This window comes from Vibrio sp. SCSIO 43009 (assembly GCF_023716525.1).
GTDB lineage: Bacteria > Pseudomonadota > Gammaproteobacteria > Enterobacterales > Vibrionaceae > Vibrio > Vibrio alginolyticus.
Map to the genome: position 1 here is coordinate 1703936 of NZ_CP071843.1, position 21335 is coordinate 1725270.

At 44.7% G+C, this 21335-nt stretch carries 22 protein-coding genes; 3 read left to right on the forward strand and 19 right to left on the reverse strand.

Translation table 11 applies throughout. From position 1 onward, the window contains the following. Positions 1 to 160: 160 nt before the first annotated feature. On the forward strand, positions 161 to 2326 hold the full coding sequence (locus J4N43_RS23120; protein ID WP_053349396.1) for a S9 family peptidase: 2166 nt from the start codon (positions 161 to 163) through the stop codon (positions 2324 to 2326). A 215-nt stretch (positions 2327 to 2541) separates the two neighbouring features. Here the strand turns inward: J4N43_RS23120 and J4N43_RS23125 are convergent, their stop codons facing one another. The 10 genes from J4N43_RS23125 to J4N43_RS23170 form a co-directional block, all read right to left on the reverse strand. Next, complete coding sequence (locus J4N43_RS23125) at positions 2542 to 3537, reverse strand: porin (RefSeq protein ID WP_017635534.1); 996 nt, start codon at positions 3535 to 3537, stop codon at positions 2542 to 2544. 215 nt (positions 3538 to 3752) lie between these two features. Then, the gene (locus J4N43_RS23130) at positions 3753 to 4622 is read right to left on the reverse strand and encodes a metal ABC transporter solute-binding protein, Zn/Mn family (protein ID WP_053349397.1); all 870 of its coding nucleotides are present in this window, start codon (positions 4620 to 4622) and stop codon (positions 3753 to 3755) included. A 22-nt stretch (positions 4623 to 4644) separates the two neighbouring features. Beyond that, positions 4645 to 5520, reverse strand: coding sequence for a metal ABC transporter permease (locus J4N43_RS23135; RefSeq protein ID WP_109168823.1), 876 nt, complete (start codon positions 5518 to 5520; stop codon positions 4645 to 4647). Continuing rightward, the gene (locus J4N43_RS23140; protein WP_017635536.1) at positions 5520 to 6248 is read right to left on the reverse strand and encodes a metal ABC transporter ATP-binding protein; all 729 of its coding nucleotides are present in this window, start codon (positions 6246 to 6248) and stop codon (positions 5520 to 5522) included. The genes J4N43_RS23135 and J4N43_RS23140 overlap by 1 nt, the downstream gene beginning before the upstream one ends. Next, a complete protein-coding gene (locus tag J4N43_RS23145) occupies positions 6248 to 7174 on the reverse strand; it encodes a metal ABC transporter solute-binding protein, Zn/Mn family (RefSeq protein ID WP_130546497.1) in 927 nt (308 codons plus the stop codon). The genes J4N43_RS23140 and J4N43_RS23145 overlap by 1 nt, the downstream gene beginning before the upstream one ends. 22 nt (positions 7175 to 7196) lie before the next feature. Beyond that, the gene (locus J4N43_RS23150) at positions 7197 to 7748 is read right to left on the reverse strand and encodes a DUF6162 family protein (protein WP_042523417.1); all 552 of its coding nucleotides are present in this window, start codon (positions 7746 to 7748) and stop codon (positions 7197 to 7199) included. Then, on the reverse strand, positions 7745 to 8065 hold the full coding sequence (locus J4N43_RS23155) for a hypothetical protein (RefSeq protein ID WP_005374251.1): 321 nt from the start codon (positions 8063 to 8065) through the stop codon (positions 7745 to 7747). Before J4N43_RS23155 ends, J4N43_RS23150 begins: the two co-directional genes overlap by 4 nt. Before the next feature lie 42 nt (positions 8066 to 8107). Next, positions 8108 to 8938, reverse strand: coding sequence for a DUF4198 domain-containing protein (locus tag J4N43_RS23160; protein WP_025768070.1), 831 nt, complete (start codon positions 8936 to 8938; stop codon positions 8108 to 8110). 15 nt (positions 8939 to 8953) lie between these two features. After that, positions 8954 to 9493: a DUF2271 domain-containing protein gene (locus J4N43_RS23165; RefSeq protein WP_025768071.1), complete on the reverse strand. Its 540-nt coding sequence runs from the start codon at positions 9491 to 9493 to the stop codon at positions 8954 to 8956. Between the two features lie 20 nt (positions 9494 to 9513). Continuing rightward, positions 9514 to 10143, reverse strand: a complete 630-nt coding sequence (locus tag J4N43_RS23170; protein ID WP_021035904.1) for a PepSY-associated TM helix domain-containing protein — start codon at positions 10141 to 10143, stop codon at positions 9514 to 9516. 379 nt (positions 10144 to 10522) lie between these two features. Between J4N43_RS23170 and J4N43_RS23175 the strand changes: the two genes are divergently transcribed. Continuing rightward, entirely contained in the window at positions 10523 to 11011 is a 489-nt protein-coding gene (locus J4N43_RS23175; protein ID WP_042523421.1) for a hypothetical protein, read from the forward strand. A 66-nt stretch (positions 11012 to 11077) separates the two neighbouring features. On the opposite strand, the gene J4N43_RS23180 is transcribed toward J4N43_RS23175, so the two are convergent. From J4N43_RS23180 to J4N43_RS23220, 9 genes are all read right to left on the reverse strand, one after another. Continuing rightward, positions 11078 to 12250 (reverse strand): tetratricopeptide repeat protein, encoded by a 1173-nt coding sequence (locus J4N43_RS23180; protein ID WP_053304673.1) that lies wholly within the window; start codon positions 12248 to 12250, stop codon positions 11078 to 11080. Beyond that, positions 12247 to 12867, reverse strand: a complete 621-nt coding sequence (locus J4N43_RS23185) for an energy transducer TonB (RefSeq protein WP_005374256.1) — start codon at positions 12865 to 12867, stop codon at positions 12247 to 12249. The genes J4N43_RS23180 and J4N43_RS23185 overlap by 4 nt, the downstream gene beginning before the upstream one ends. Beyond that, complete coding sequence (locus tag J4N43_RS23190) at positions 12867 to 13271, reverse strand: ExbD/TolR family protein (protein WP_005374257.1); 405 nt, start codon at positions 13269 to 13271, stop codon at positions 12867 to 12869. Before J4N43_RS23190 ends, J4N43_RS23185 begins: the two co-directional genes overlap by 1 nt. Continuing rightward, positions 13268 to 13822 (reverse strand): MotA/TolQ/ExbB proton channel family protein, encoded by a 555-nt coding sequence (locus tag J4N43_RS23195; protein WP_017635540.1) that lies wholly within the window; start codon positions 13820 to 13822, stop codon positions 13268 to 13270. Before J4N43_RS23195 ends, J4N43_RS23190 begins: the two co-directional genes overlap by 4 nt. Beyond that, positions 13822 to 15189, reverse strand: a complete 1368-nt coding sequence (locus tag J4N43_RS23200) for a MotA/TolQ/ExbB proton channel family protein (RefSeq protein WP_053350833.1) — start codon at positions 15187 to 15189, stop codon at positions 13822 to 13824. Before J4N43_RS23200 ends, J4N43_RS23195 begins: the two co-directional genes overlap by 1 nt. Beyond that, positions 15190 to 15957 (reverse strand): DUF3450 domain-containing protein, encoded by a 768-nt coding sequence (locus J4N43_RS23205; RefSeq protein ID WP_005374260.1) that lies wholly within the window; start codon positions 15955 to 15957, stop codon positions 15190 to 15192. A gap of 74 nt (positions 15958 to 16031) precedes the next feature. Then, positions 16032 to 18125 carry a TonB-dependent siderophore receptor gene (locus tag J4N43_RS23210; RefSeq protein WP_158159449.1) on the reverse strand — a complete coding sequence of 698 codons (2094 nt, stop codon included), beginning with the start codon at positions 18123 to 18125 and terminating at the stop codon, positions 16032 to 16034. A gap of 207 nt (positions 18126 to 18332) precedes the next feature. Beyond that, positions 18333 to 19706, reverse strand: coding sequence for a sensor histidine kinase (locus tag J4N43_RS23215; protein ID WP_158159448.1), 1374 nt, complete (start codon positions 19704 to 19706; stop codon positions 18333 to 18335). Continuing rightward, positions 19706 to 20371, reverse strand: coding sequence for a response regulator transcription factor (locus tag J4N43_RS23220; RefSeq protein WP_005386018.1), 666 nt, complete (start codon positions 20369 to 20371; stop codon positions 19706 to 19708). The genes J4N43_RS23215 and J4N43_RS23220 overlap by 1 nt, the downstream gene beginning before the upstream one ends. A 230-nt stretch (positions 20372 to 20601) precedes the next feature. Between J4N43_RS23220 and J4N43_RS23225 the strand changes: the two genes are divergently transcribed. After that, positions 20602 to 21312, forward strand: coding sequence for a glycerophosphodiester phosphodiesterase family protein (locus J4N43_RS23225; protein WP_005386019.1), 711 nt, complete (start codon positions 20602 to 20604; stop codon positions 21310 to 21312). Positions 21313 to 21335: the final 23 nt, after the last annotated feature.

Here is a 21335-nt window from a genome sequence, read left to right on the forward strand (position 1 = left end):
TCAGCTTCCTTCAAATTGAGTAGCCAACTCGAAAATATTGAGGATTCTCACTTTTTCGGCATACCCCATAACAAAGAATGGACAACTGAAAACCACTAACAAAATGAAAGCCCAGCCCTCAGGATGAGGCCACTTGGGTGTACAATAAGGATAAAATCAGATGCGTTTCACTTTAACTACGTTGGCCGTCTCGGTCGCGCTTGTCGCCGGATGCAGCAATCAAGGAATCCCCAGCATGACTCAATACTCCCAAACACAGATCGTTGCTCAACAAACTCAAGCTCCGGTTGCGAAAAAAGTCCCTCACGCGATGACTATTCATGGCGATACCCGCGTTGATAACTACTACTGGATGCGTGACGACGAACGTAAAGACCCTGAAATTTTACAGCACCTAGAGACAGAAAATCAGTACGCAGAAACCGTTCTAAAGCACACTGAAACACTTCAAGATACGCTATTTGAAGAAATTAAAGGGCGCATCGCAAAAGACGACAACTCAGTACCGGTTCGTAAAGGCAACTACTTCTACTCCAGTGAAGTGACCGGAGATAACGAGTACGAAGTCCATTTGCGAGCTAAAGACTTTGCAGGCAAAGACAAACAAATCATTTTAGATGTCAATGAACTAGCAAAAGAACATGAATTTTTCAGTATCGGCGGCCTATACGTTAGTCCGAATGAAAACTTATTGGCGTATGGCGAAGATACATTAAGCCGCCGCGTGTACACCCTTAAGATCAAAGACCTGACAACAGGCAATTACCTACAAGATGAAATCGAAGGGGCCTCAAGCGCGATTGCATGGCAGAACGATAACAACGCCTTTTACTACATCAAAAAAGATCCACAGACCTTGCTGGGCTACCAAGTGTATCGTCATGTTTTAAGCACGCCACAAAGCAGTGATGAGTTGATTTTTGAAGAAACCGACAGCGCCTATTACACCTCACTAAGCAAAAGCAAAGATGGCGAAGATATTTATATCTGGCATTCCAGTACAGAAACCAGCGGCGTCTCCATCATCGATGCGAACAACCCTAAAGCAAAGGCGAAACCGTTCTATCCTCGTGAAGATGGCATTGAATACAGTATTTCTAAGCTAGGCGATTGGTACTACATTTATACTAACTATCAAGCCGTCAACTTCCGTTTGATGAAAGTTCATCAAAATGACATGCATGACCGCTCTAAATGGCAAGATGTGATTGCCGCAGACGACAACACTCAACTTGTCGACTTCGAGTTATTCGATGATCACATCGTCTATGAGCAGCGCTCTAACGGCCTAGCAAGCGTCACTGTACGTCAGCTTTCAACAGGAAAAGAACTCCCCCTCACATTTAATGACGATGCGTTTGCTGCCTATTTGACAGGTAACCTAGAGCTGGATAACGAGAAAGTTCGTATTTATTACAGCAGTTTAACCACTCCAGGAACCTACTACGATTTCGATCTAAAAACGGGCGGGTCAGAAATCATGAAGCAAACACCTGTACTTGGTGATTTTAATCCTGACAATTACCAATCAGAACGCATCATGGTCACAGCCCGTGACGGTAAAGAAGTACCCGTTTCTTTGGTGTATCGTAAAGACTTATTTAAGAAAGATGGTACGAATCCACTCTACCAATATGGTTATGGATCTTATGGCGCAACCATTGAGCCAACTTTCCGCTCGACACGTTTGAGTCTATTGGATCGCGGCTTTGTTTACGCCATTGCTCATATTCGTGGATCTGAAATGCTTGGCCGCCCTTGGTATGAAGACGGTAAAAAACTAACCAAGCAAAACACATTCAACGACTTTATTGATGTCACTAAAGGTTTGGTTGAACAAGGCTATGGCGCTAAAGATAAAGTCTTCGCTGTTGGTGGCTCTGCAGGAGGTCTCTTAATGGGGGCTATCATCAACCAAGCACCAGAACTGTACCGCGGTATCGGTGCACATGTTCCGTTTGTGGACGTGGTAACCACTATGCTCGATGAATCAATTCCATTGACCACCAATGAGTATGATGAATGGGGTAACCCAAATAACAAAACATACTATGACTATATGTTGAGTTACTCGCCTTACGACAACATCAAGGCGCAAAACTACCCGAACATGTTGGTAACGACTGGCTTGCACGACTCTCAAGTACAGTACTTTGAACCAATGAAGTGGGTCGCCAAACTTCGTGAAATGAAGACAGACGATAACGTCTTGTTGTTCAAAACCGATATGGAAGCCGGACACGGCGGCGCATCTGGTCGATTTAAGCGCTTAAAAGAAGATGCGCTAGAGTATGCCTTCTTCCTCGATTTACTCGATAAAAAATAAGCGTATTAATAGAACTGTATCTCTAACAACAAAAAATGCCCGCAAGTTGCGGGCATTTTTATAGACGCACTCTCTAAACAAAGAGTTGAGTTACCTAAGCACAGAATGACTAGCGTCTCTTATAGCCAAAGGATAGCAGAAAGAAAAACGCCTACTCACAACGAGTAGGCGTTAACACAATAAATGTGTTTAGGCAGTAGAAACTGGCCTATTTATTAGAAGTAGTAACGAGCACCTAGAGTCCAGTAGTCGTTCTCTTCATTGTTGTAGTCGTTACCTAGATCAAACTGGTAAGCTGCAAACGTTACGAAAGCAGGAGTTACAGCGTACTCTGCTTGTAGCGCAGTTTCGCTTGAAACTGTCTTATTGTCTTCTTCGTCTTCTACGCCTTCGTAGTTAACGCTGAATGTCCAATCGTTTACGCCGTATGCCAAAAGAGCTTCAAGTTGAGAAGTGTCTTTACGCATTTGGTAGAAGTACTCGTTCATACCGTATACTACCGCTGCGTAAAGGCCTGAACCGTATTGACCGTAGTTTACAGAGAATAGGTGTGATTCAGCGTTCTTAGTACCTAGAGTCGCGTTTTTAACATCACCGCCGCTGTATACGTAGCCTAGACCAAAGCCAGCTACAGAACCGCTCAATGCAACTTGACCACGTTGCTCGTATGTTGTTGCATCTGAAGTTTGCTCACCTTGCCAACCTAGACCTAGGTTGAAAGCAAAACCTTCACCAAATTCAAAACCTTTACGGTAGCTAAGCATTTTATCAGCACGAGCTGAGCCTAGGTTGCCGTGGTTGTCGTACAAAAAGTCGTTCGCAAACGCGATTGGTAGATCCGCAACGCCAGCGACATCGTAGTAAGGTGACCATTGAGTACCTGCTACTAAACGGCCAAACTGCTCATGAGTAGCACCGATGTAACCTAGACGAGTTTTGAACGATTGCTCGCCACCGTTTAGGTAGTTAAGCGCCCATTCACCTTTAGCGTCGATAGTAATACCGTTGCCAATGTCTTTCTTACCCGCAACGTTAATACGTGGAGACACTTGGTGAACTTTTACATCTTCTTCGAAATACTCACCCACGCCAACTGAAACGTGACCGCCGATCGATAAAGATGTACCATCGCTGTTGTAAACTTCTGCTGCGAAGGCCTGTGAACCACATGCTAGTGCCGCCACTGCAACGGCTAGAGTTTTCATTTTCATTGTTAACATCCGTATAGTTGTTTGTACCGGTTCGCTTAGAAACAGATTAAATCCGAATCAATCGCAACGAACACATAACAAAGTAGTAATGAAATAGAAATGAAACAAACACTTTCTTATGCAACCAGTGGTATTAATGCTCACATTTTGAGCTGAGTCACAAAAAAATAGGGAACTTTTCATTCCCCATCATAAAATCTGTGGCTTTTTACGTGTCACATCTCCCAACGTGCGAGTGGCTTCTCAGTTTTGATACCCTTACTGCCCCAGCGGTCAATAACATCAATTTGCAGTATGCGGCTCGGTTTAATAAGCGATGTCAAGGTTTTCGACGGTCGTTTATCCGTCACTAACCATAGCGTTTTATCTTGTTCAAACTGAGCTTTTAAAGATAATTTGTCTTCTTCTGTCCACTCAAATTCCGGCTTAAATTCGCGCCCAACCACAAACAATTGGTTGCCAGAGGCAAAGTCCTCTAATGACTCACTCATCAGTACCACTGAATCGATGCCTTTATCGAAGATCTCTGCCTGTTGTTGGTTGATCAGTTCACGCACATTGAGCATAAGAGCCTGTTGATTCGTTTGAATCGCCTTTTGGTGTTCAGGATATACACGTTGTAGATCCTCTCCAACAATACCCGCCATTCGGATTAAGTTTGTAGGGTTCAGCCATGCGTACTTCGATGTTGACCCGTTTTCCAATGTCAGTACTGCAACTCCTTGAGCTCTAGGAGAAATAGCCTGCGATGCATCGATTTCAATCAAGTGAATGTTGCCCTGTCGAGCGTAAACATAAGTCGGGTCTTGTTTCCAAATCGCACCAAGAGTAACAGCAACCGTCGCGGCTTGACCCGCTTGCTTAACTTGCTCTGTACCTTTATTTGCGAACCAGTTCTCAAGACGCTCAACGCCGTAACGCTTTGGAGGCAGATACTGAGTCTCTATCCCTGTACCTTTCATGAGTTGCTCAGACAACATGTACGTGACGGGAGTGCTGGTTAAAATGTCTTTGGCGCTTGCCAACGATGGAAGTGTCGTCGCTATAACCAAACCAAAAGTTATCGCTAATTTTTTTATCTTCATGTTCATTACTTTATAAAAAGGGTTACGCTTTTTGGATAATTCGGTAAACCGTTGCTGTTAGGAAAAATGCCGCAGAAACAATGATGATGGATGCGCCTGATGGCACTGGTAGCTCAAGCTCCATCGGCAGTATGGCTCCTACTAAACACGCAATGGTTGCCAATAAAGAAGAAAGGAGAACAAAACTGCCCATGCGTTTAGTCAATAACCGAGCCGTTGCACCAGGAATCAGTAGCAATGCACCAACCAATACAGCGCCAATAATCTTTACCGCGGCGATGGTGACCAAGGTGATCATCATGACAAATAAGTAATCATAAAAGCTGGTATTAAAGCCGCGTACACGTGCAATATCCGGGCTAATACAAGTCAGCAAAATGCGGTTAAACGTTGGAATAAGAAGCAGTAATATGATCAAACAACTGATCGCTAAAATAAGGATATCGTTGTCCGTCACAGTCAAGATCGAGCCAAACAACACGTTCTCCAACATGTGAATGTTGATCTTGCGAGCAACGTACATTAACAGCGCAGCACCAACCGCTAACGCTAGTGCAAGAAAAACCCCAACCAGTGTGTCGTAAGGTACATTCGTACGATTACGAACAAAGTGAAGCAACAGCGCAAAAATCATACAAAAGCTAAACAATCCGATGATCGGATTCTCTGGCGGCTCACCGAGCAACACACCAATCGCGATTCCGGTAAGCGCAGCATGCCCAACCGCTTCAGAGAAAAAAGCCAGTCGCTTGGCGATGACTAATGTACCAAGACCACCAAGTAATGGTCCTAATATCAGCGCTGCAACAATTGCGTTCACCATGAAAGCATAAGAAAAGCTATCGCTTAACCATCCAGCTTCAACGCCGCTAACCGCTAACTCTCGCAACCAATCCATTATGCAGCCTCCACTTTTGCTGTGTAGTGCTTGAATAATGTTTCTATACGATCAGGACTTAGTACATCTGAATGGTGCCCTGACGCCACAATTTGACGATTTACAACATGGACCTGCGCATCTAAACGGCGCACTGCGGTCACGTCATGGTGTACTGCCAGTACCGTTTTGCCTTCTCCAACGACTTCATGAATCAAGCCTTCAAGATATCGAACACCTTGCTCATCCATGCCAGTTGTAGGTTCGTCTAAAACCAATAAATTGGGCTCATCCAGTAAAGCTTGCGCAAACAAAACACGCTGTTGCTCACCGCCAGAGAGTTGCCCCATACGACGGTCGCTACGCGTTGCCATACCCACGCGATCCAGCTGGGCCAGGGCATGTTGAGTTTGTTTCGTTTTACGTCGCCAAAATAGAGGGATACGGGTTTGGTTAAGCAGTACAAAATCCATCACGGTTAACGGGAGGCTTGCTTCAAACATCGCTTTTTGTGGCACATACCCTATCTTCCCCGAGGCAGCTGATGGCTCTGGCCAATTGAGTGCAATGTTTCCCGAAAATGGCGTAAGTCCAAGTACCGAACGAAGCAAAGAGGTTTTACCACCGCCGTTCGGTCCCATAATCACGTGACATTTCGCGTTCTCGAATTCGGCGCTGATGTTCTGCAAAATGATATTGTCGGCGTATTTTAGGCCCACGTTACTTAAGGAAACGGAAGGTCCGGTCATTACGCCTTTTCCCCTGCTCGCTTACTCGCCACAAATTTCATGGCTTCGATTAGTGTTTCCACATTATCTCGCATCTCAACCTCGACTTTATCAGCCTCATACTCACCGTGAGTCATGTGAGAAAAGCGATAAAGCTGCACCCCAGTCGCCTCTTCGATGGTATCAACAAAGCGATTCGGCATATTGAGCTCATAAAACAGCACATCAATGCCCGATTCACGAATTTTCTCTATCGTTTCCTGTAGCTGACTTGCACTTGGTTCAACGCCATGAGCAGGCTCAATGACAGCGGCAACGTCAACACCAAACTCCTGAAGGATATATCCGTAAGCATTGTGGGTTGTCGCCACCTTCATACCAGCCGTGTCCAGCTCACCAAGAGACAACATTGCATCACGCTTCATCAGGCGAAATGTTTTCGCGTATTTACGAGCATTTTGGCGATAGAACGTAGCATTGTCTGGGTCCAATTGGCTTAGCTCACTCGCGATGGTGTAAACCTTTTGAATGGTTGTTGATAGACCGACAAAGGTGTGAGGGTTCACTGCTCCTTGACCAACAGACTGCCCCATAGCGGGCAATAAAGGCACTTCTTTGTTCGCTTCGATAACCACGAGATCATCACGCTGAGAAGCCTTGATCACTTTCAGTGCAAAATCGTCATGACCAATACCATTGATCACTATTACGTCCATTTCATTTAAGCGCTTAAGATCATTAGGTTGTGGCAAATAGTTGTGAGGATTAAAACCAGCATCAACCAAAGGAATGATGTCCGCCTTCTCACCAACAACGGCTTTAACATAGCTGTAATAAGGTTGTAGCGTAATACCAATACTGAGTTTTTCGGCAGCAAAGCCAGTAGAAGACACCGTCAATAACGCGGTGGCTGTAAGAATACGACGTAAAAGAGAGCGTTTGATCATAGTACTTATCAATTATGTTGTCTTAATGGGCGTGAGAGTGAGAGGAAGAGTCTGACAGAACGATTTGTTTCCACCCGAAATCGTGGCGTTTTGCTAGATCGCTTAGTCCCTCCACATTTAACGAACGGCTAGAATCATTAAACCAAATATCAGCTTGAGAACTGCGGCTATCCAACAGCATGGAAGCAGAGCCTTGGGCACTGGTCTTCACGCCAATGTAGACACCGTCATCAATTCGTTGCCACTGATGAGAACCTTTACGCTTCCAGTTTTGGTCTTTCACGAATGGAGCAATCCAAAGCGCCTCCATATCAGAGATCTCAGGCCAAGTTCCGGTATCTAACTGCAAATCACGAATCTCTTCATGAGCGAGCTTAAGTTCAGCGATCAACCCCAACTCATTTTGATGTAAATCCGTGATTAACACTTGATGAGACTGCATGTCTGGCTTTTCAGTCGCGACCTGATGGTAGGGCATAAGTATGGCTGCTGAACTGAGAATCGCTGCGATTGTCAGTGCGACCCACTTTCCTTCTCGGTTACCATCATCAGGGCGAACTTTCTGAACGCTCATTTCTCTTTCAGCTCAACGATATCCACTTCCACCGGGCTTTCATGTCCGGCATCAAATACCAAATAGAAATCTGTTTCAGGGTGAGTAAATTCTGCGATGGAACGCTTATCTGTTTTTTCTTTGGCGATCAGATTGTCGTCGTAATCGTACATTTCGACATCGTAGTCGACCGCTGTCGATCCATCCGAGTAGCCCGCTTCACAAATCACTTTATCTTGCGCCAAGTGACAGCTCATCAGAGGAAAATGTGCAGCAGCGTGAAAGGACGCAAATCCAGAAAAAAGCAAAACCGCTTTTAGAAGAGAAGTGTTATTCATGATAATTCCAAAATGGCCCAGCAATTGCTGAGCCTAATTCGATTAGTTAAGTTGAGTTTCAAACGTAAGGTGAACATTGGCACTCGCTTTATCCGCCAATGGATTATCTTTCAATTCACCTTTGTAGTTCGCTTTCATTAAGTAGCGCCCGGCGACTTCTGGCGTGAAGATCACTTTGCCATCTTTATCGCTCACCACATCGATTTGTTCTTGATGGTTTCGGTACATAGTACCTTCACGTGTAATCTCAGCAGTAACGCCCTCTTGTGGCTCTCCGTTAAAGAAAAACTGGAAAGTCACAGGCTCACCTTCAATGATGTCCGATGGATGCGTGATCGGTTTCATCTCCAGCATTTTGCCTTCAATCTCCAACGCTTTGTCCGTTGGCATACCAACCGTAATGTAGCTTTCTGCTCGGGTGTAACTTAGTTGAGTAACCACATCACGCGCTTGCTCGGGAAGCACATCACCACGCTCAGCTTTGCTTGCTCGCGCCCATTTCACCGTATCACGACGGCCCGCTTTGTATTGTGTGTAGTAGCTCGGCTGATTATTAATCGCAACTTTGTGCGTGCCTTCTTCTGTAAAAAAGAAATCAAACATAGAGCGACGCTTGCCACGAACAACAAAGTTAGGACGCTCAGAGCGGCCATCCGGCATCACCACAAATGCCTGATCACTACCCGCAGGCTTATCAAAAACAAACGTTCCGTGAGAGGCAGTAACATCAAATGTCAGCCAGTCACCGCCTTCTTTAGAAACCGTAAAGTGAGAGGGCAGAACCCAACGTGGATGTGCTTGCGCGGTGGTGGTTACAGCCAATCCCATTGCCATTACACTCGCCAATGCCACTGCTTTCATTTTGGTTTTCATTGTTGTGTCCTTTAATCACTTAACTTGATAATTGACGGTGATGACACCCGTCTCTTGTGTTGGTTTAAGCTCATAGCGCACGTCACTGTCCGCTAGCGTTATTTTTTGACGTAAGTAGTTTCGCCCACCGTGTTCACGAACGACTTCGACGTACAACGTGTAATTTCCTTGTTCCAAACGCTCCCCTGAGTCATTGGTTCCATCCCAGACAAAGCGGTATTGACCAGCAGGACGTGTTGCAGAAGTCACCGCATCAACAAGTTCACGATCATAACGACCCGTTTTTCTCCACCAGCTGCGTAGATCTTTTAACCATTCGTCTTTCCCTACCCATAACTGAATGGTTTTAACCGGTTTACGCTGATCGTTTTCAACCCAAACCGCCACATAAGGGCGTGCATACATTGAGGTATCTATCTTTGGAAGTTCGAGTTCGAAGTCGACCTTCGCGTTATCTGGTAGAGGCGCCGCGGAAAGAGAGAAAGGAGTAAAAGCCGCGATCAAAGCGGCTTTACAAAAGTGATTACGGCGGAAAAATCTTCCTGTGTTCAACATAAGTGTTCTCTAAAAAGCTGTTATGGAACAGCAACAAAATAAATTACGAGCGACAGTAACGTACCAAAGCTCATCCATTGCATTGACGTTCTGAGCGTCTTCTTCTTAGGCAGTAACAAGCACACGCCTGTAAGAACAAAAAACACCATCAAAAGCGCAGTGACGTCGATAAACCACTTCCAAATCCCACCACTGTTGCGTCCTTTATGTAGATCGTTCAGCAGCGCAACAATACCGTAGTGCGTCGTTTCGACGTCTGCTGCACCAGTAGTCATATCAATAAAGACCGTAGCGTTATAACCCGGGCCTTTAAAATCCATAGAAAGCTCTCCGAGTAACAACTCACCTTGCTCAACTTCGGTATACACATCTAGTGCGGAGGGAGTGCCGCGAAGCTCGGTTTCTTTAGTCAAGAAAGCTACCAGTTCTTCACGATTAGGTTGAAAGGTATCTGAATGTGAGAATAGAACTGAGTGCGGAACCGTCAGAGTATGTTGTTGAATGATAGGTTCACTGCGTTCAAACAATTCGGGGCGATTGAGGGTAATACCAGTTACTGCAAAAAACAGCGTAACTAAGAGAAGAGCCATCGAAATATAGATATGTAGGCGGCGAGCCCAAGTTTGAACACCTTTGCTTTTAAGCAACATAGAAACAATCATCACCAATAAATGTGGGGCATAATTTAGGTGATAATCATTCGTATTGGCATTTAATTTACATTGTTTACTTTTTCAATTCAGCTTGGCTTGCACATGTTTTAGCTATTTGGCCCAATGCGAGTTACCGATTGCCTACCCTCTAGATAATAACCCTATCAATTTTAATGACTTAAAATTTAATGATATTTCCAATACTAAAAAGTGGGATAGACTCCACCAAAATGCGCCTTTATGTATATTTAATGAAAAGCTTAAAAGCTATCCATAAACTAGATAAAAAAGGTAAGCTAAGAAGTTAGTGTAGGGTTAGATAGAGAAGATTTTCTGATGCTAGCCAAACGTTATGGTGTAGTTCAGAAGGAAAAATATGAACAAGAATGTTGGAATAATTCTCTTATCACTTTTCTCAAGTGTCACTTTCGCAAGTGAAAAGTTTGAAGCCAGTTTGTTTAACAACGTAAGCCAATCTATCGATAATTATGGTGCTAAGATAAAGCTGTGCGAATCTATGGCAGACCAGAATACACCTGACAAACAAACCCTAGAGTATTCAAAGAAGCATATAGAAGCATTAACTCCTGTTCTGCCGTTTTTAAGCGAGAAAGCTTTTGAGGCTTGTGTATTAAAAGAGAAGCAAGAGCTAGCATATTATCTATTAATAGCAAAAAATAACGCTTCAAGAACCTCAACATTAAAGCTTGTAGAATCGACTGAAAGCCTAACTTTTCATATCGAACCTACATCGAGAGAAAAGTTTGAAACACTGAGCAAGGTACATCAAGAATATATAGAGAAAAGCCCTTTTTTCTCCCGACCATTTGATGCATTAGCTTTTTATGAAAAGCTCATACAATAAATAGCCTTTATGACTTTAGACAAAAAATACCCGAGACTGAGCTCGGGTATTTAATAAAAATGTTCGCTATGAGTTCTGCGTCGATTCTACTTTGCGTAGCTGTGATAGATACTTAACCCAACTCTTTGCCTGATTCGATGGCTTAATCTCATTCGCTCTTTTGGCATTAGCGAGCGCATCGTCAAACCGCTTAAGTTTGTAGTAAGCGCGAGTTTTGATAAGTGCAACATCCGCTTTACGACCTCTGACCTTATCGAGCGCGGCAATGGCATCTTTATAATGGCCTTCTTGCACCAACAGTTGAGAATAGTTCCAGTAATACTGCCTATCTAGCTGAGCTGCAATACGCCAGCTATCAATAGACTCTTCCCACTCTTTTGCCATTTGCCAATACGTTGCTTGCTGAGCTTTTAGCTTACTATTCGAGTTTACATCCTCTAGCTCGTTCATCACCAACGCAGCTCTCTCAGGAATACCTCGTTTCGCGTACAATTGTGCCAGCAGCTTTAAGTCATCTTGGCTAAGTTGTAACCCTTTCAGTTTTGCCAACGCCAAAGAGTCTAGGGCACGTTTGTTGTCATCAACCCGTAGGTATAGAGCAACAAGCTGACGCCACCATTCAATTCGCTCAGGTTCAATCACTATTAAGCGTTTGATGGTCGAGATTGCCGGCTTCCACTTTTTCAGTTCTAGCTCAGCAGAAAGCTTTATCGACAATGCGCCAAGCTTGTCTGGCTGACCAAACTTCTCATAACGAGCCATTGCTGAAAGCACTTTTTGCCACTGACTCAGTTGATAATGAGATTGGGAAATACGTAGCCATAGCTCATGCGCTTGTTGACCTTTAGGAATGTTTTGGCTCAAGGCATAGTAATGAGGTAACGCCTTAGAAAAACGTTGCTCGTTCAGCAGTATATCAGCCAACATTTTTCGGGTTTGCCATGCTTGCTCATCTTGTAGCAAACCACTATTGACTGCCAACTCAAGTTGCTTAATCGCCGCTTGAGTTTGCTCGTTCTGCCAGTAAAAAATACCCAACATTCGAGCGACATAAGCTTGGTCATATCCACGAGAAAGCTCCATAGCTTCAAGAGATGAAATCGCTTCTTTTAGTTTCTCCTCTTGAGCCAAGTTGTGTGCTCGTTGAACTCTCGCTGCGGTGTATTGGCTTAACTCACTGGCAATGGTTGAGAGTGCACTCAGGCTTAATACCGTACCGATTAAGAATTTTTTCATCATTTGGCTAACTTGAACTCCACTTTAGCGGTTTGTCCGAACTGCTCAATTGACACACCATCCTCAACTTTTGGCTGATACTTCCATTTTTTAAGCGCACGGATTGCTTCCCTTTCAAACATGCGCTCGGGCTCAGCCTCGATCACTTCAATATCTTTTGGTCGTCCAGTTGCATCGATCGTGAAACGCATAATGACATAACCTTCCACTCTACGTTTCAGCGCCTTACTTGGATAGCGAGGATCAACACGATACAACGGCAGTGCTTGCTGGTTGCCCATTGTTCCCTTCAAGTTTGGGGCACTGATCGCGATACCTTCAAGGGCAGTGTTTAAACCTAAAGCACTGACTGGCGTCATCTGACTCATTGGTTCCATTTGAGTGTCAGCTTGAGACAGATCCATTGGCTCCGGCGCTTGAGGTGGTTCTGGTTGCTCCGGCACTGAACGTTGACGACGCTGCACGTCTGCTTCATTCTCTACCATCACCATATCAAAACGAACGGCTTCTGAAGCTTCTGGTGCACGCTGGTTGCCTTTATCAACCATCCACGCCATAAAGCTAAACAAGCTCACAGAAATTAACAGTGATGCTGGTAGTGCAAGTAACAGCCTGCCCATTAAGGTTTCTCCGCCGCCAATGCAATGTTCTTCACACCCGCCGCCTTTGCAGCGTCCATCACTTTCACGACAGTGCCATTGTAAGCATGCTCGTCAGCTTGGATAACTAACGAGGCATCAGGCTGATCAAGTAACAAGTGCTCAATAGAGGCCTCAACACGCTCAATATCAACCACTCGTTTGTCGATGTACACATCATTCGCTGCCGTTACTGCGATAAAAATGCCCGCATCTTTTTGGCTTACTACATTAGAAGCCTGAGGGCGATTCACTTCTACACCGGATTCACGTACAAACGAACTGGTCACAATGAAGAAGATCAACATGATGAAGACGATATCAAGCATCGAGGTTAAATCGACTTGAGCTTCATCTTGTTGGTTAGGTCTGCGTCCGAGTCTCACTTTTGACTCCTTAAAGATTGTTCTAACTGGATAGCTTTTCGTTCACACACTTTGCTAAGGCGAGCATGAATAAACATGCCCGCAAGCGCTGCTACCATACCTGCCATGGTTGGCAGCGTAGCAAGTGAGATACCAGAAGCCATCAATTTCGGATTGCTGCTGCCTTGCGATGCCATTACGTCAAACACCGTAATCATGCCTGTCACCGTCCCTAACAACCCTAGCATTGGGCAAACCGCCACAAGTAGCTTAATAGTCGATAGGTTTTGGCGCAGTTCGATTTGCGCTTTTGCAATCCATCCTTCACGGATTTGATGCGCGTACCAAGAGTGGTGCTCTGATCTTGCTTGCCACTGCTCACAAAGCTGTTTTTTTACCCCAGGGAAAACCGTTGTGAGATAAATAACTCGCTCCATAACCAACAGCCAGCACACCGCCACGACGGCGGCCAGCCACCATAGGATTTGACCACCTTGCTGCATAAAGCTCATCAAGGTTGTGGCCCAATCCTCACTGATCAAACCCAATGTGCTGAGTAGGATCTGCTCCATTACGCTGCGTTCTCCGCTAAGGTGTTAGAGTGACTTTTGTTACTCGGCATATCACGCTCAGCTTGTTCTGCAACTAAACCGATGCCTTGTTTTTCTAAGATACTGCGAATATTTTCTGCTTGAGAGCTCAATACGTTGTGCGCTAATAGCAAAGGCATGGCTGAAACAAGGCCAAGTACGGTAGTCACAAGTGCCATTGAAATACCACCCGCCATTACTTTCGGATCACCATTACCAAATTGAGTGATGACTTGGAAGGTTTCGATCATACCCGTTACCGTGCCTAGTAGGCCAAGCATAGGAGCTAGAGCAGCAAGAAGCTTAAGCATCGACAACCCTTTTTCTAGGTGGGTTTGCTCATCAACAACAGCTTCCAAAAGACGTAGTTCTAACGCTTCTACGCTGCGATGCTTGTCTTTCTGGTATACCGCAAGCACGCGACCCAAAGGGTTGTTTCCTGGCTGCGCTGGGGTTTTCAGTTGCTTCATGATTTTCTGGCGCGAAATCATCAGAGATGCACCACGTACGAGCGCAATCAATAGGCCGATAGCCAATAAACCAAGGATGATTTTGCCGACAACGCCACCCGCATTTAGGCGATCAGCCAAAGTCGGTGAGTTTGCGAGCTGCTCAAGAAGAATGCCACGTGACGGATCTATGACAAGCGCATCAATGTCACCAGAGGAAATAGTATTCGCTGTTGGACCGCTTTCAGGCTGACGAAGATAGTTTACCGCATCTCCGCGTTGACCATTCCACTTAACGTAGCCAGTGTCATCCAGCAGCGCCATAGAACCAAGACGAACACCACTAACCGTTTGTTCACGACCCTCGCCATTTAGCAGTGTGAAAGAGACGTTTGCCATTTCACCGCTTGCTTTGATTTGTTCTTCCATGCTGCGCCACATCGCCTGAAGTTGGGTCAACGTTGGCAGTGATTTAGCCGCAACAATAGCATCGATATCTTTCTGATATGAGTTTGCATCTACACCGGTTACTGAGCTTTTTAGCTCAGACTCTAGCTCTTTTGCGTTCTGGCGAACGACGCCAAATAACTCACCTAGGCTCCCGGTTTCTAGACGCAACTTTTCTTCTAGCTGTGCCAGTTCTGCTTCATTTTCACCGAAGGTAACACTTAATGAGTCCGCCTCTGCTTGAAGAGCAGCACGCTCTGCCACCAATTTATTCTTTATAGCCTGTAGGTCTTGCTCTGTTTGCTTAAAACCTGATTCACGCGCGACATTGTGCGATTGCTGTTGACGATTTTCTTGCTGCGCCTTTTGTAACAACGCATCACTAGCAAAAGTTGTATAAGGCATTAATGCGGCTGTCGAGATTAATGCAACCGATAACCATTTTTTCATCATTTATTTGCCCTCCGCAGCGGTTAACGACACTGGCAGAGTTAACATACTCGGCGCGATCTGTTTATTCGCCATAGCGAACGCTTTGTCTAGCTCTGATTTTTGCTCAGAACCCACTTGTTGCCATGCTTGTTGTTGCTGTGACCAGCTCCAAAATGTGTCACCAGATAAGCTACGCGCTACCAAAGACAAACGGCCTAAATAGAGAATGTCCGCCTCCACAGCTTCATTGTCACCCAGGTTAATCTTGCCTTGGTAAACGCCAAGCTTGGTGCCGTAATCCATTTCAATTTGGTACGCTTCTAAAATACGACGAAACTTCTCTGCATCCGCAACGTCTGCACGCGTCATCATGGAATCCAGCTTTGCAATTCGCTCCTCACGTTGCGCTTTGCGTATAGGCTTGTCGTTAGCGACGAGCACTTTTAAGCCCTCAAGCATGTGATACATTAAAGGCACGACACCTTGACGAGTTTGAGCAATCTGTTCAATTTGCTCGTTCAAGCTATCAACTTCTTGATTTTGGCTCTCAACAAGGCTTGCAAGATGATCGCGATAAATCTTCAAGTTACCGACTTCTTCTTGCAGCTGCTCAATTTCAGCTTCTAGAGTAAGTGATTTTTCTGCGCTTGCATCAATACGTTTTTGGCTTACCGCCGACGACTGGTTTGTTTTACTCTGCACAGCTTGTGCATCGTTTAAGTTCGCCGCGTGAGCGGGAATCAAAACCGATGATATCAACAGAGCGATACTTGATTTCATTAGATTCATACGAGTTATATTTCTGTGTTCCAAAAACGACCAAAGGGGAAGACTACCCTTCCCCTTTAATAATCAAATTGTTATCAGTACTTGAACTGGATTGTTGCCATGTAGTTGCGGCTTTCTCCAACCACAACCCCACTCGCACCTTTTTGCTCGCCATTCGTGCTACCACCACCTGCGAAGTAGTCGGTATCGAATAAATTCTCGACATTGAATCGAGCAATGATATCCAAGTTTTCATCGTACTTATGTTTGTATGACACGCCCATATCAACGCGAACGTAGCCATCTTTCTTGAAGGTGTTCTTTGCATCACCGTAGCGATCACCTTCATAAATCAAACCAAGGTTTAAGTTAGTGTTGTCTTGAACCTTGTAGCTAGACCATAGACTTGCCGAGAACTCTGGCACGTCTACAGGGCGGTTACCTTCATATCTTTCTGCCTTCTTAAGCTCTGCATCCAAATACATTGCAGAAGCGGTTAGCGACAACTCTGGGGTCACAAAACCTTGAGCCATTAACTCAGCGCCTTTGTGAACTTGCTCACCACCTTGCGTTTTCTTGTGTAGGAGATTGCCGCCCGCGTCTTTGCCGCTTTCAACATCCAGCGAGATGTTCTCTAACGTGATATCAAACACAGCACCAGATACAAATAAACGCTGATCAAACAGTTCCCACTTCGTACCGATTTCATAAGAGATACCACGCTCAGCGTCGAGTTTCTCACCTTCATTGATGTAGGTACGACTACCGTTGCTGACTTCACCTTGAGGCATGAAGCTTTCAGAATACTGAACGTAAACCGAGCCATTCGTCGATGGGTGGAAAATGACACCAAATTTTGGAGAAACCTGGTTTTCGGTCAGTTCATCATCACGCTTTTCGTCATAACGAACACCTGCAAGCACTTGCCAGTAATCATTAATCGTCATCATATTTTGCGCGTAGATACCCCAAGTATCGTACTCAGCAGTTGGTGATTTCTTCGAACTACGATAGCTAGGCTTAGGCACCGTTTCTCCTGGCGCAATACTCGCCTCATTATGAAATGCCATAAAGCGATCATAACTGTAATCTAAGTAGTTAGCGCCCACTAACAACGTATTTTCCGTACCGAACAAAGTAAAGTCCGTCGTCACATCTATATATGCAGTATCAAATACCCAATTATCGGAGCGATCGTTGCCTCGATGCTTAATCGTATTTAACTCTTCATACTGATCAAACTTAGGGTAAGACTCTACATCAAAACGCTTAAAGTCTTGGCGGTTGTAACCTGCTTTTACGTTCACGTTATCCGTGACTTGCGCATTAATATCGACACCGTAGTTTTCTACTTCGTTATCAATTTCAGACCACTGCGCATCCCAAATGTACTTATCACCGCGAACCGCTTTGCCATCAACAATGTATGCGCCAGAGTCCACGCTACCATCGTCTTTCGTGCGATCGTAATGAGCCGATACCATAAAGTTGTCTGTGATATCGTACTCAACCACTAGGCCAGCTACCGTACGATCTGTTTTAGGCTCAGTGCCATCACCGTACCTGCGCCAAGAGCCGTAGCTTTCTTTGGCAAAAATTGCGCGCGCTCGCAGTGTCTCTGCATCATTTAGCGCGCCGCTCACATCAAGCACAGTGCGTGAGTGATCATTCGAACCTAGATCTTGGCTCAAACTTGCTTGTGTTTGAGTTGTTGGTTTTTTCGAAACCATGTTTACCAAGCCACCCGGCTCAGATTTACCGTATAGCAGACCTGATGGACCTTTAAGCACTTCAACACGCTCTAAAAGCTCAATTGGCTGACGGTAGTGTGACCAGTGTTGACGGCCATCACGAAGAAAACCGTCTGAACTGCTAAGTTCAAAACCACGTAGAGAGAAACGTTCGCGGTTACGGCTTGTACCACCCGCGCTAACACTTGCATCGTTACGTAGCACTTCACCAAGTGTACTTGCACGCTGCTCATCAATTACCGTTTCATCGATAACCGCTACTTGTCCCGGCGTTTCCAGCTGCGTCATTTCCATGCGCATTGCTGTACTGTTTGTATCCGCCTTGTAGCCGAACTCTCGACCTTCTACAATTACATGTTCGTCTGTTTGAACTTCCGCCACTGCAGGTGTTGCTAACACTGCACCGATCACTAACGCCAAATGGCTCTTAGTAAACATATCCTTTCACTCCGATTATTATTTTTCGGGTCACATACTTGTTGAATGCGATTCCCTCTTAATTATTTCGCGGGTGAATATAAGTGATAAGTATTACCATTTGCATTAAATTTACATTCTTTGCATTTGCAAACTTTTGTAAAGTACTCTCTGATGATGCGCCATGATAATGTGACGTTAATCACAAAAATTACGACTTAATCATACTTATTGCTTGAACACTAAAGTAACCCTCAGACCACCTTGCTCACGGTTTTTCGCCGTAACTGCTCCACCCATAATACGCATGGATTCTTTGACAATCGCAAGACCTAAACCGTAGCCACCAAGCTTTTTATCTCTAGAAGCATCTAAGCGTGTAAACGGATCAAAAATATCGACCAGCTTGTTATCTGGAATACCAGGCCCATCATCAGATACTGACATGATGGTGAACTGCTGCCCTTCTTTGACATAATTTTCCAGAGAAACTTCTATCTGAGATGCTGGTCCTGAATATTTAATGGCATTACCAATAAGATTGTTCAAACAACGAATGACCAGCGTTTCTTCACAAATGGCTTTAGCACATACAGCTTCTGAGCGGAAAGACAACGTCTGTTCTGACTTCAAATCTATTTTGCAACGTTCTACTTGCGGGGAGAGCAAAACTTCTAAATCACAGCGTTTCGTGGCTTTGTCGAAGCGCGCATTTTCCAAGCGACTGAACTCCAATATATCGCTGATCAAATGGTTTAGCTCTTTTGCTTCATCTTCTAGCCTTGTCACTAGGCTTTGCTCACTTTCTCCAACACGCTTTCGCAAAAGATGCAGAACCAAGTTCTGCCTCGCTAACGGCGTTCTCAATTCGTGAGAGACATCTCTTATAAGCAGTCGCTGCTTTTCAGCGAGAGAATGAATCTGTTGCGTCATGTGATCGAAGTCTTGCGCTAACTCGTTAAACTCACGCGTGCTCGACTTCAGCTCTTTCACGACACTGACATTAAAATCGCCATTAGATAGCTTTTTGCTTGCTTCTCTCAATCGATCCAATGGTTGCTGTAAGTTACGTGCCATTAGCAGCGAAAAGAGCGCCAAAATAACCACTGCAATCACGACTTTGAGAATAGAGAAATACAGAATGAAGTCATTTGCAGGGTGCAGTCGATGTGGCAATTGAATCACTAAAGTATTGCCATGAACTAAAGGAATATTGATGATGGGGCGATTCACTTTCCCCTCAAGTTGATCATCAATGCTTCTCTTAAATTGAAGTTTGAACTCGAAGTGCGGATGCATCAGACGGTGCGTAACTGGTTGCTGATGTTCATTCAACACAAATAAATAAAAGTTTTGCGCATTTGCCCAGTCAGCAAGTTCGTCCATGTCTCCGTGCTCAATCAATACATTGGCTTGATGTGCAAGGTCTAGCATTTCTTCTCGCACACTATCGGGCACTTTCAACATGGCTTTCACCAGAGCTTGTTCCGCTAAGGATTGCACGACCAAAATACTAATGACAATTGCGGTCATGCAACTAAATAACTTGAACGCTAAGCTATCTTTACGTTTTGCAATAAAAGGTGGACTCCGGAGCTTCATTAACGGTTTACAGCCTCTAAATAACTGTAACCTTTGCCACGGAAGGTTTTGATATGTTGCTTGGAAAGCCCCGCCTCAACTAACTTGCGACGTATGTTACTGATGTGCATATCAAGGTTGCGATCAAAAGGACTCAGCTCTTTCTTTAACACTTCGGTTTGAAGCTCTGCTTTTGAAATCACGACTCCTTGGTTTTTTACCAAGTAGCTCAATAGTTCAGCTTCCGTACTTGTGAGGGGTAAGCTATTAAGCTGGTCGCTGATCGTTTGAACGGTACTACACATCGTCTGACGTTGACGTTCCAAGCCAACACGACGAAGAATCGCTTTGATGCGCATTAGAAGCTCAGCGACATTAAAGGGCTTTCCGATATACTGATCGGCCCCCGCTTGGTAACCATCAAGCATCGAGTTTTCATCGTTGAGAGCGGTAAGCATTAGAATAGGTGTCGCGAAGCGCTGACAGATCCTACGAGCAACTTGCATGCCGTTAAGGTTTGGTAACATGACATCAAGCAATACAAGATCTACAGGCGTTTTTTCCATATATTGCAGCGCACTTTCACCGCAATGCACAGAAGAGACGATGTAGCCCTCCTCTTGCAAAACCGCTTCTAACAGCTCACACAAAGGAACGTCATCATCGACTATCAAAACTCGTGACATTACCACTCACCATTCAAATAAAAATGGTTCGCATTTTATTACTCATTTACTAATTAAACAACTACACACTCTAAGGCTTTAAGTCCACAGGACTCAGTCCAAGAAGCAGCAACGTGCCATTAGAGTTTAATGTTCACTTTTACTAAAGGTTCCTAACAATATGCACCTAGATATATCTTCATAGAAAAAACGAGTACAATCTGGCAACCGCAAAGCAAAAGATAAAGCGAATGGAAACGTTATTAATTGGTCACCGTGGCGTGGCAGGTTCATACCCTGAGAATACAAAAATAAGCATTCAGGCAGCCATTGACCTGGGGTTGAAGTGGGTGGAAGTGGATATACAGCCTACCAAAGATAATGTTTTAGTGGTTTGCCATGATCATACCGTCAATCGATGCAGCAATGGACAAGGCCGTGTTGATGAGCTCACCCTGGAAGAGTTAAAAGCATTAGATTTCGGTAGTTGGTTTAGCACAGACTTTTCAGGCGAGAAGATCGTGACACTAGATGAACTGCTCACTTTAGCTACTGAGAATAAGCTTAACTTGAATATCGAAGTTAAAGTAGACAACCATCCAGCGGAAGAAGTGGCGCAGACTCTCGCCAATGCGTTAGCAAAAAGTCCAATGCCGCAAGAGAATGTACTCCTATCGAGCTTTAGTCATGACGTCATTAGAGCGATGCACAAATACTGCAGTGGCTACCGATTGGGTGTGTTAAGTGAATTCTTTACGAGAAAAGATAAACGCCTTTTGGAAGAAGTTAGTGCCTATAGCTGCAACCTAAACATTAACTGGGTTCGTACTCGCCAGATAAACAAACTCCAACAAGCCGGTTACAAAGTGATGTGCTATACGGTGAACAATCCAAATAAGCTGAAATACCTGCCTCAGTTAGACGGTATTTTTAGTGATCATCCACAGCGCTTTATGCCATAGCCTATAAGAGCCAGAACATTAAA

What these genes read in the sequence shown, in the direction of transcription:
- J4N43_RS23120 (WP_053349396.1), top strand. Translation starts at nt 161, where the DNA reads ATGCGTTTCACTTTAACTACGTTGGCCGTCTCGGTCGCGCTTGTCGCC.
- J4N43_RS23125 (WP_017635534.1), bottom strand. Translation starts at nt 3,537, where the DNA reads ATGAAAATGAAAACTCTAGCCGTTGCAGTGGCGGCACTAGCATGTGGT.
- J4N43_RS23130 (WP_053349397.1), bottom strand. Translation starts at nt 4,622, where the DNA reads ATGAAGATAAAAAAATTAGCGATAACTTTTGGTTTGGTTATAGCGACG.
- J4N43_RS23135 (WP_109168823.1), bottom strand. Translation starts at nt 5,520, where the DNA reads ATGGATTGGTTGCGAGAGTTAGCGGTTAGCGGCGTTGAAGCTGGATGG.
- J4N43_RS23140 (WP_017635536.1), bottom strand. Translation starts at nt 6,248, where the DNA reads ATGACCGGACCTTCCGTTTCCTTAAGTAACGTGGGCCTAAAATACGCC.
- J4N43_RS23145 (WP_130546497.1), bottom strand. Translation starts at nt 7,174, where the DNA reads ATGATCAAACGCTCTCTTTTACGTCGTATTCTTACAGCCACCGCGTTA.
- J4N43_RS23150 (WP_042523417.1), bottom strand. Translation starts at nt 7,748, where the DNA reads ATGAGCGTTCAGAAAGTTCGCCCTGATGATGGTAACCGAGAAGGAAAG.
- J4N43_RS23155 (WP_005374251.1), bottom strand. Translation starts at nt 8,065, where the DNA reads ATGAATAACACTTCTCTTCTAAAAGCGGTTTTGCTTTTTTCTGGATTT.
- J4N43_RS23160 (WP_025768070.1), bottom strand. Translation starts at nt 8,938, where the DNA reads ATGAAAACCAAAATGAAAGCAGTGGCATTGGCGAGTGTAATGGCAATG.
- J4N43_RS23165 (WP_025768071.1), bottom strand. Translation starts at nt 9,493, where the DNA reads ATGTTGAACACAGGAAGATTTTTCCGCCGTAATCACTTTTGTAAAGCC.
- J4N43_RS23170 (WP_021035904.1), bottom strand. Translation starts at nt 10,143, where the DNA reads ATGTTGCTTAAAAGCAAAGGTGTTCAAACTTGGGCTCGCCGCCTACAT.
- J4N43_RS23175 (WP_042523421.1), top strand. Translation starts at nt 10,523, where the DNA reads ATGAACAAGAATGTTGGAATAATTCTCTTATCACTTTTCTCAAGTGTC.
- J4N43_RS23180 (WP_053304673.1), bottom strand. Translation starts at nt 12,250, where the DNA reads ATGATGAAAAAATTCTTAATCGGTACGGTATTAAGCCTGAGTGCACTC.
- J4N43_RS23185 (WP_005374256.1), bottom strand. Translation starts at nt 12,867, where the DNA reads ATGGGCAGGCTGTTACTTGCACTACCAGCATCACTGTTAATTTCTGTG.
- J4N43_RS23195 (WP_017635540.1), bottom strand. Translation starts at nt 13,822, where the DNA reads ATGGAGCAGATCCTACTCAGCACATTGGGTTTGATCAGTGAGGATTGG.
- J4N43_RS23200 (WP_053350833.1), bottom strand. Translation starts at nt 15,189, where the DNA reads ATGATGAAAAAATGGTTATCGGTTGCATTAATCTCGACAGCCGCATTA.
- J4N43_RS23205 (WP_005374260.1), bottom strand. Translation starts at nt 15,957, where the DNA reads ATGAATCTAATGAAATCAAGTATCGCTCTGTTGATATCATCGGTTTTG.
- J4N43_RS23210 (WP_158159449.1), bottom strand. Translation starts at nt 18,125, where the DNA reads ATGTTTACTAAGAGCCATTTGGCGTTAGTGATCGGTGCAGTGTTAGCA.
- J4N43_RS23215 (WP_158159448.1), bottom strand. Translation starts at nt 19,706, where the DNA reads ATGAAGCTCCGGAGTCCACCTTTTATTGCAAAACGTAAAGATAGCTTA.
- J4N43_RS23220 (WP_005386018.1), bottom strand. Translation starts at nt 20,371, where the DNA reads ATGTCACGAGTTTTGATAGTCGATGATGACGTTCCTTTGTGTGAGCTG.
- J4N43_RS23225 (WP_005386019.1), top strand. Translation starts at nt 20,602, where the DNA reads ATGGAAACGTTATTAATTGGTCACCGTGGCGTGGCAGGTTCATACCCT.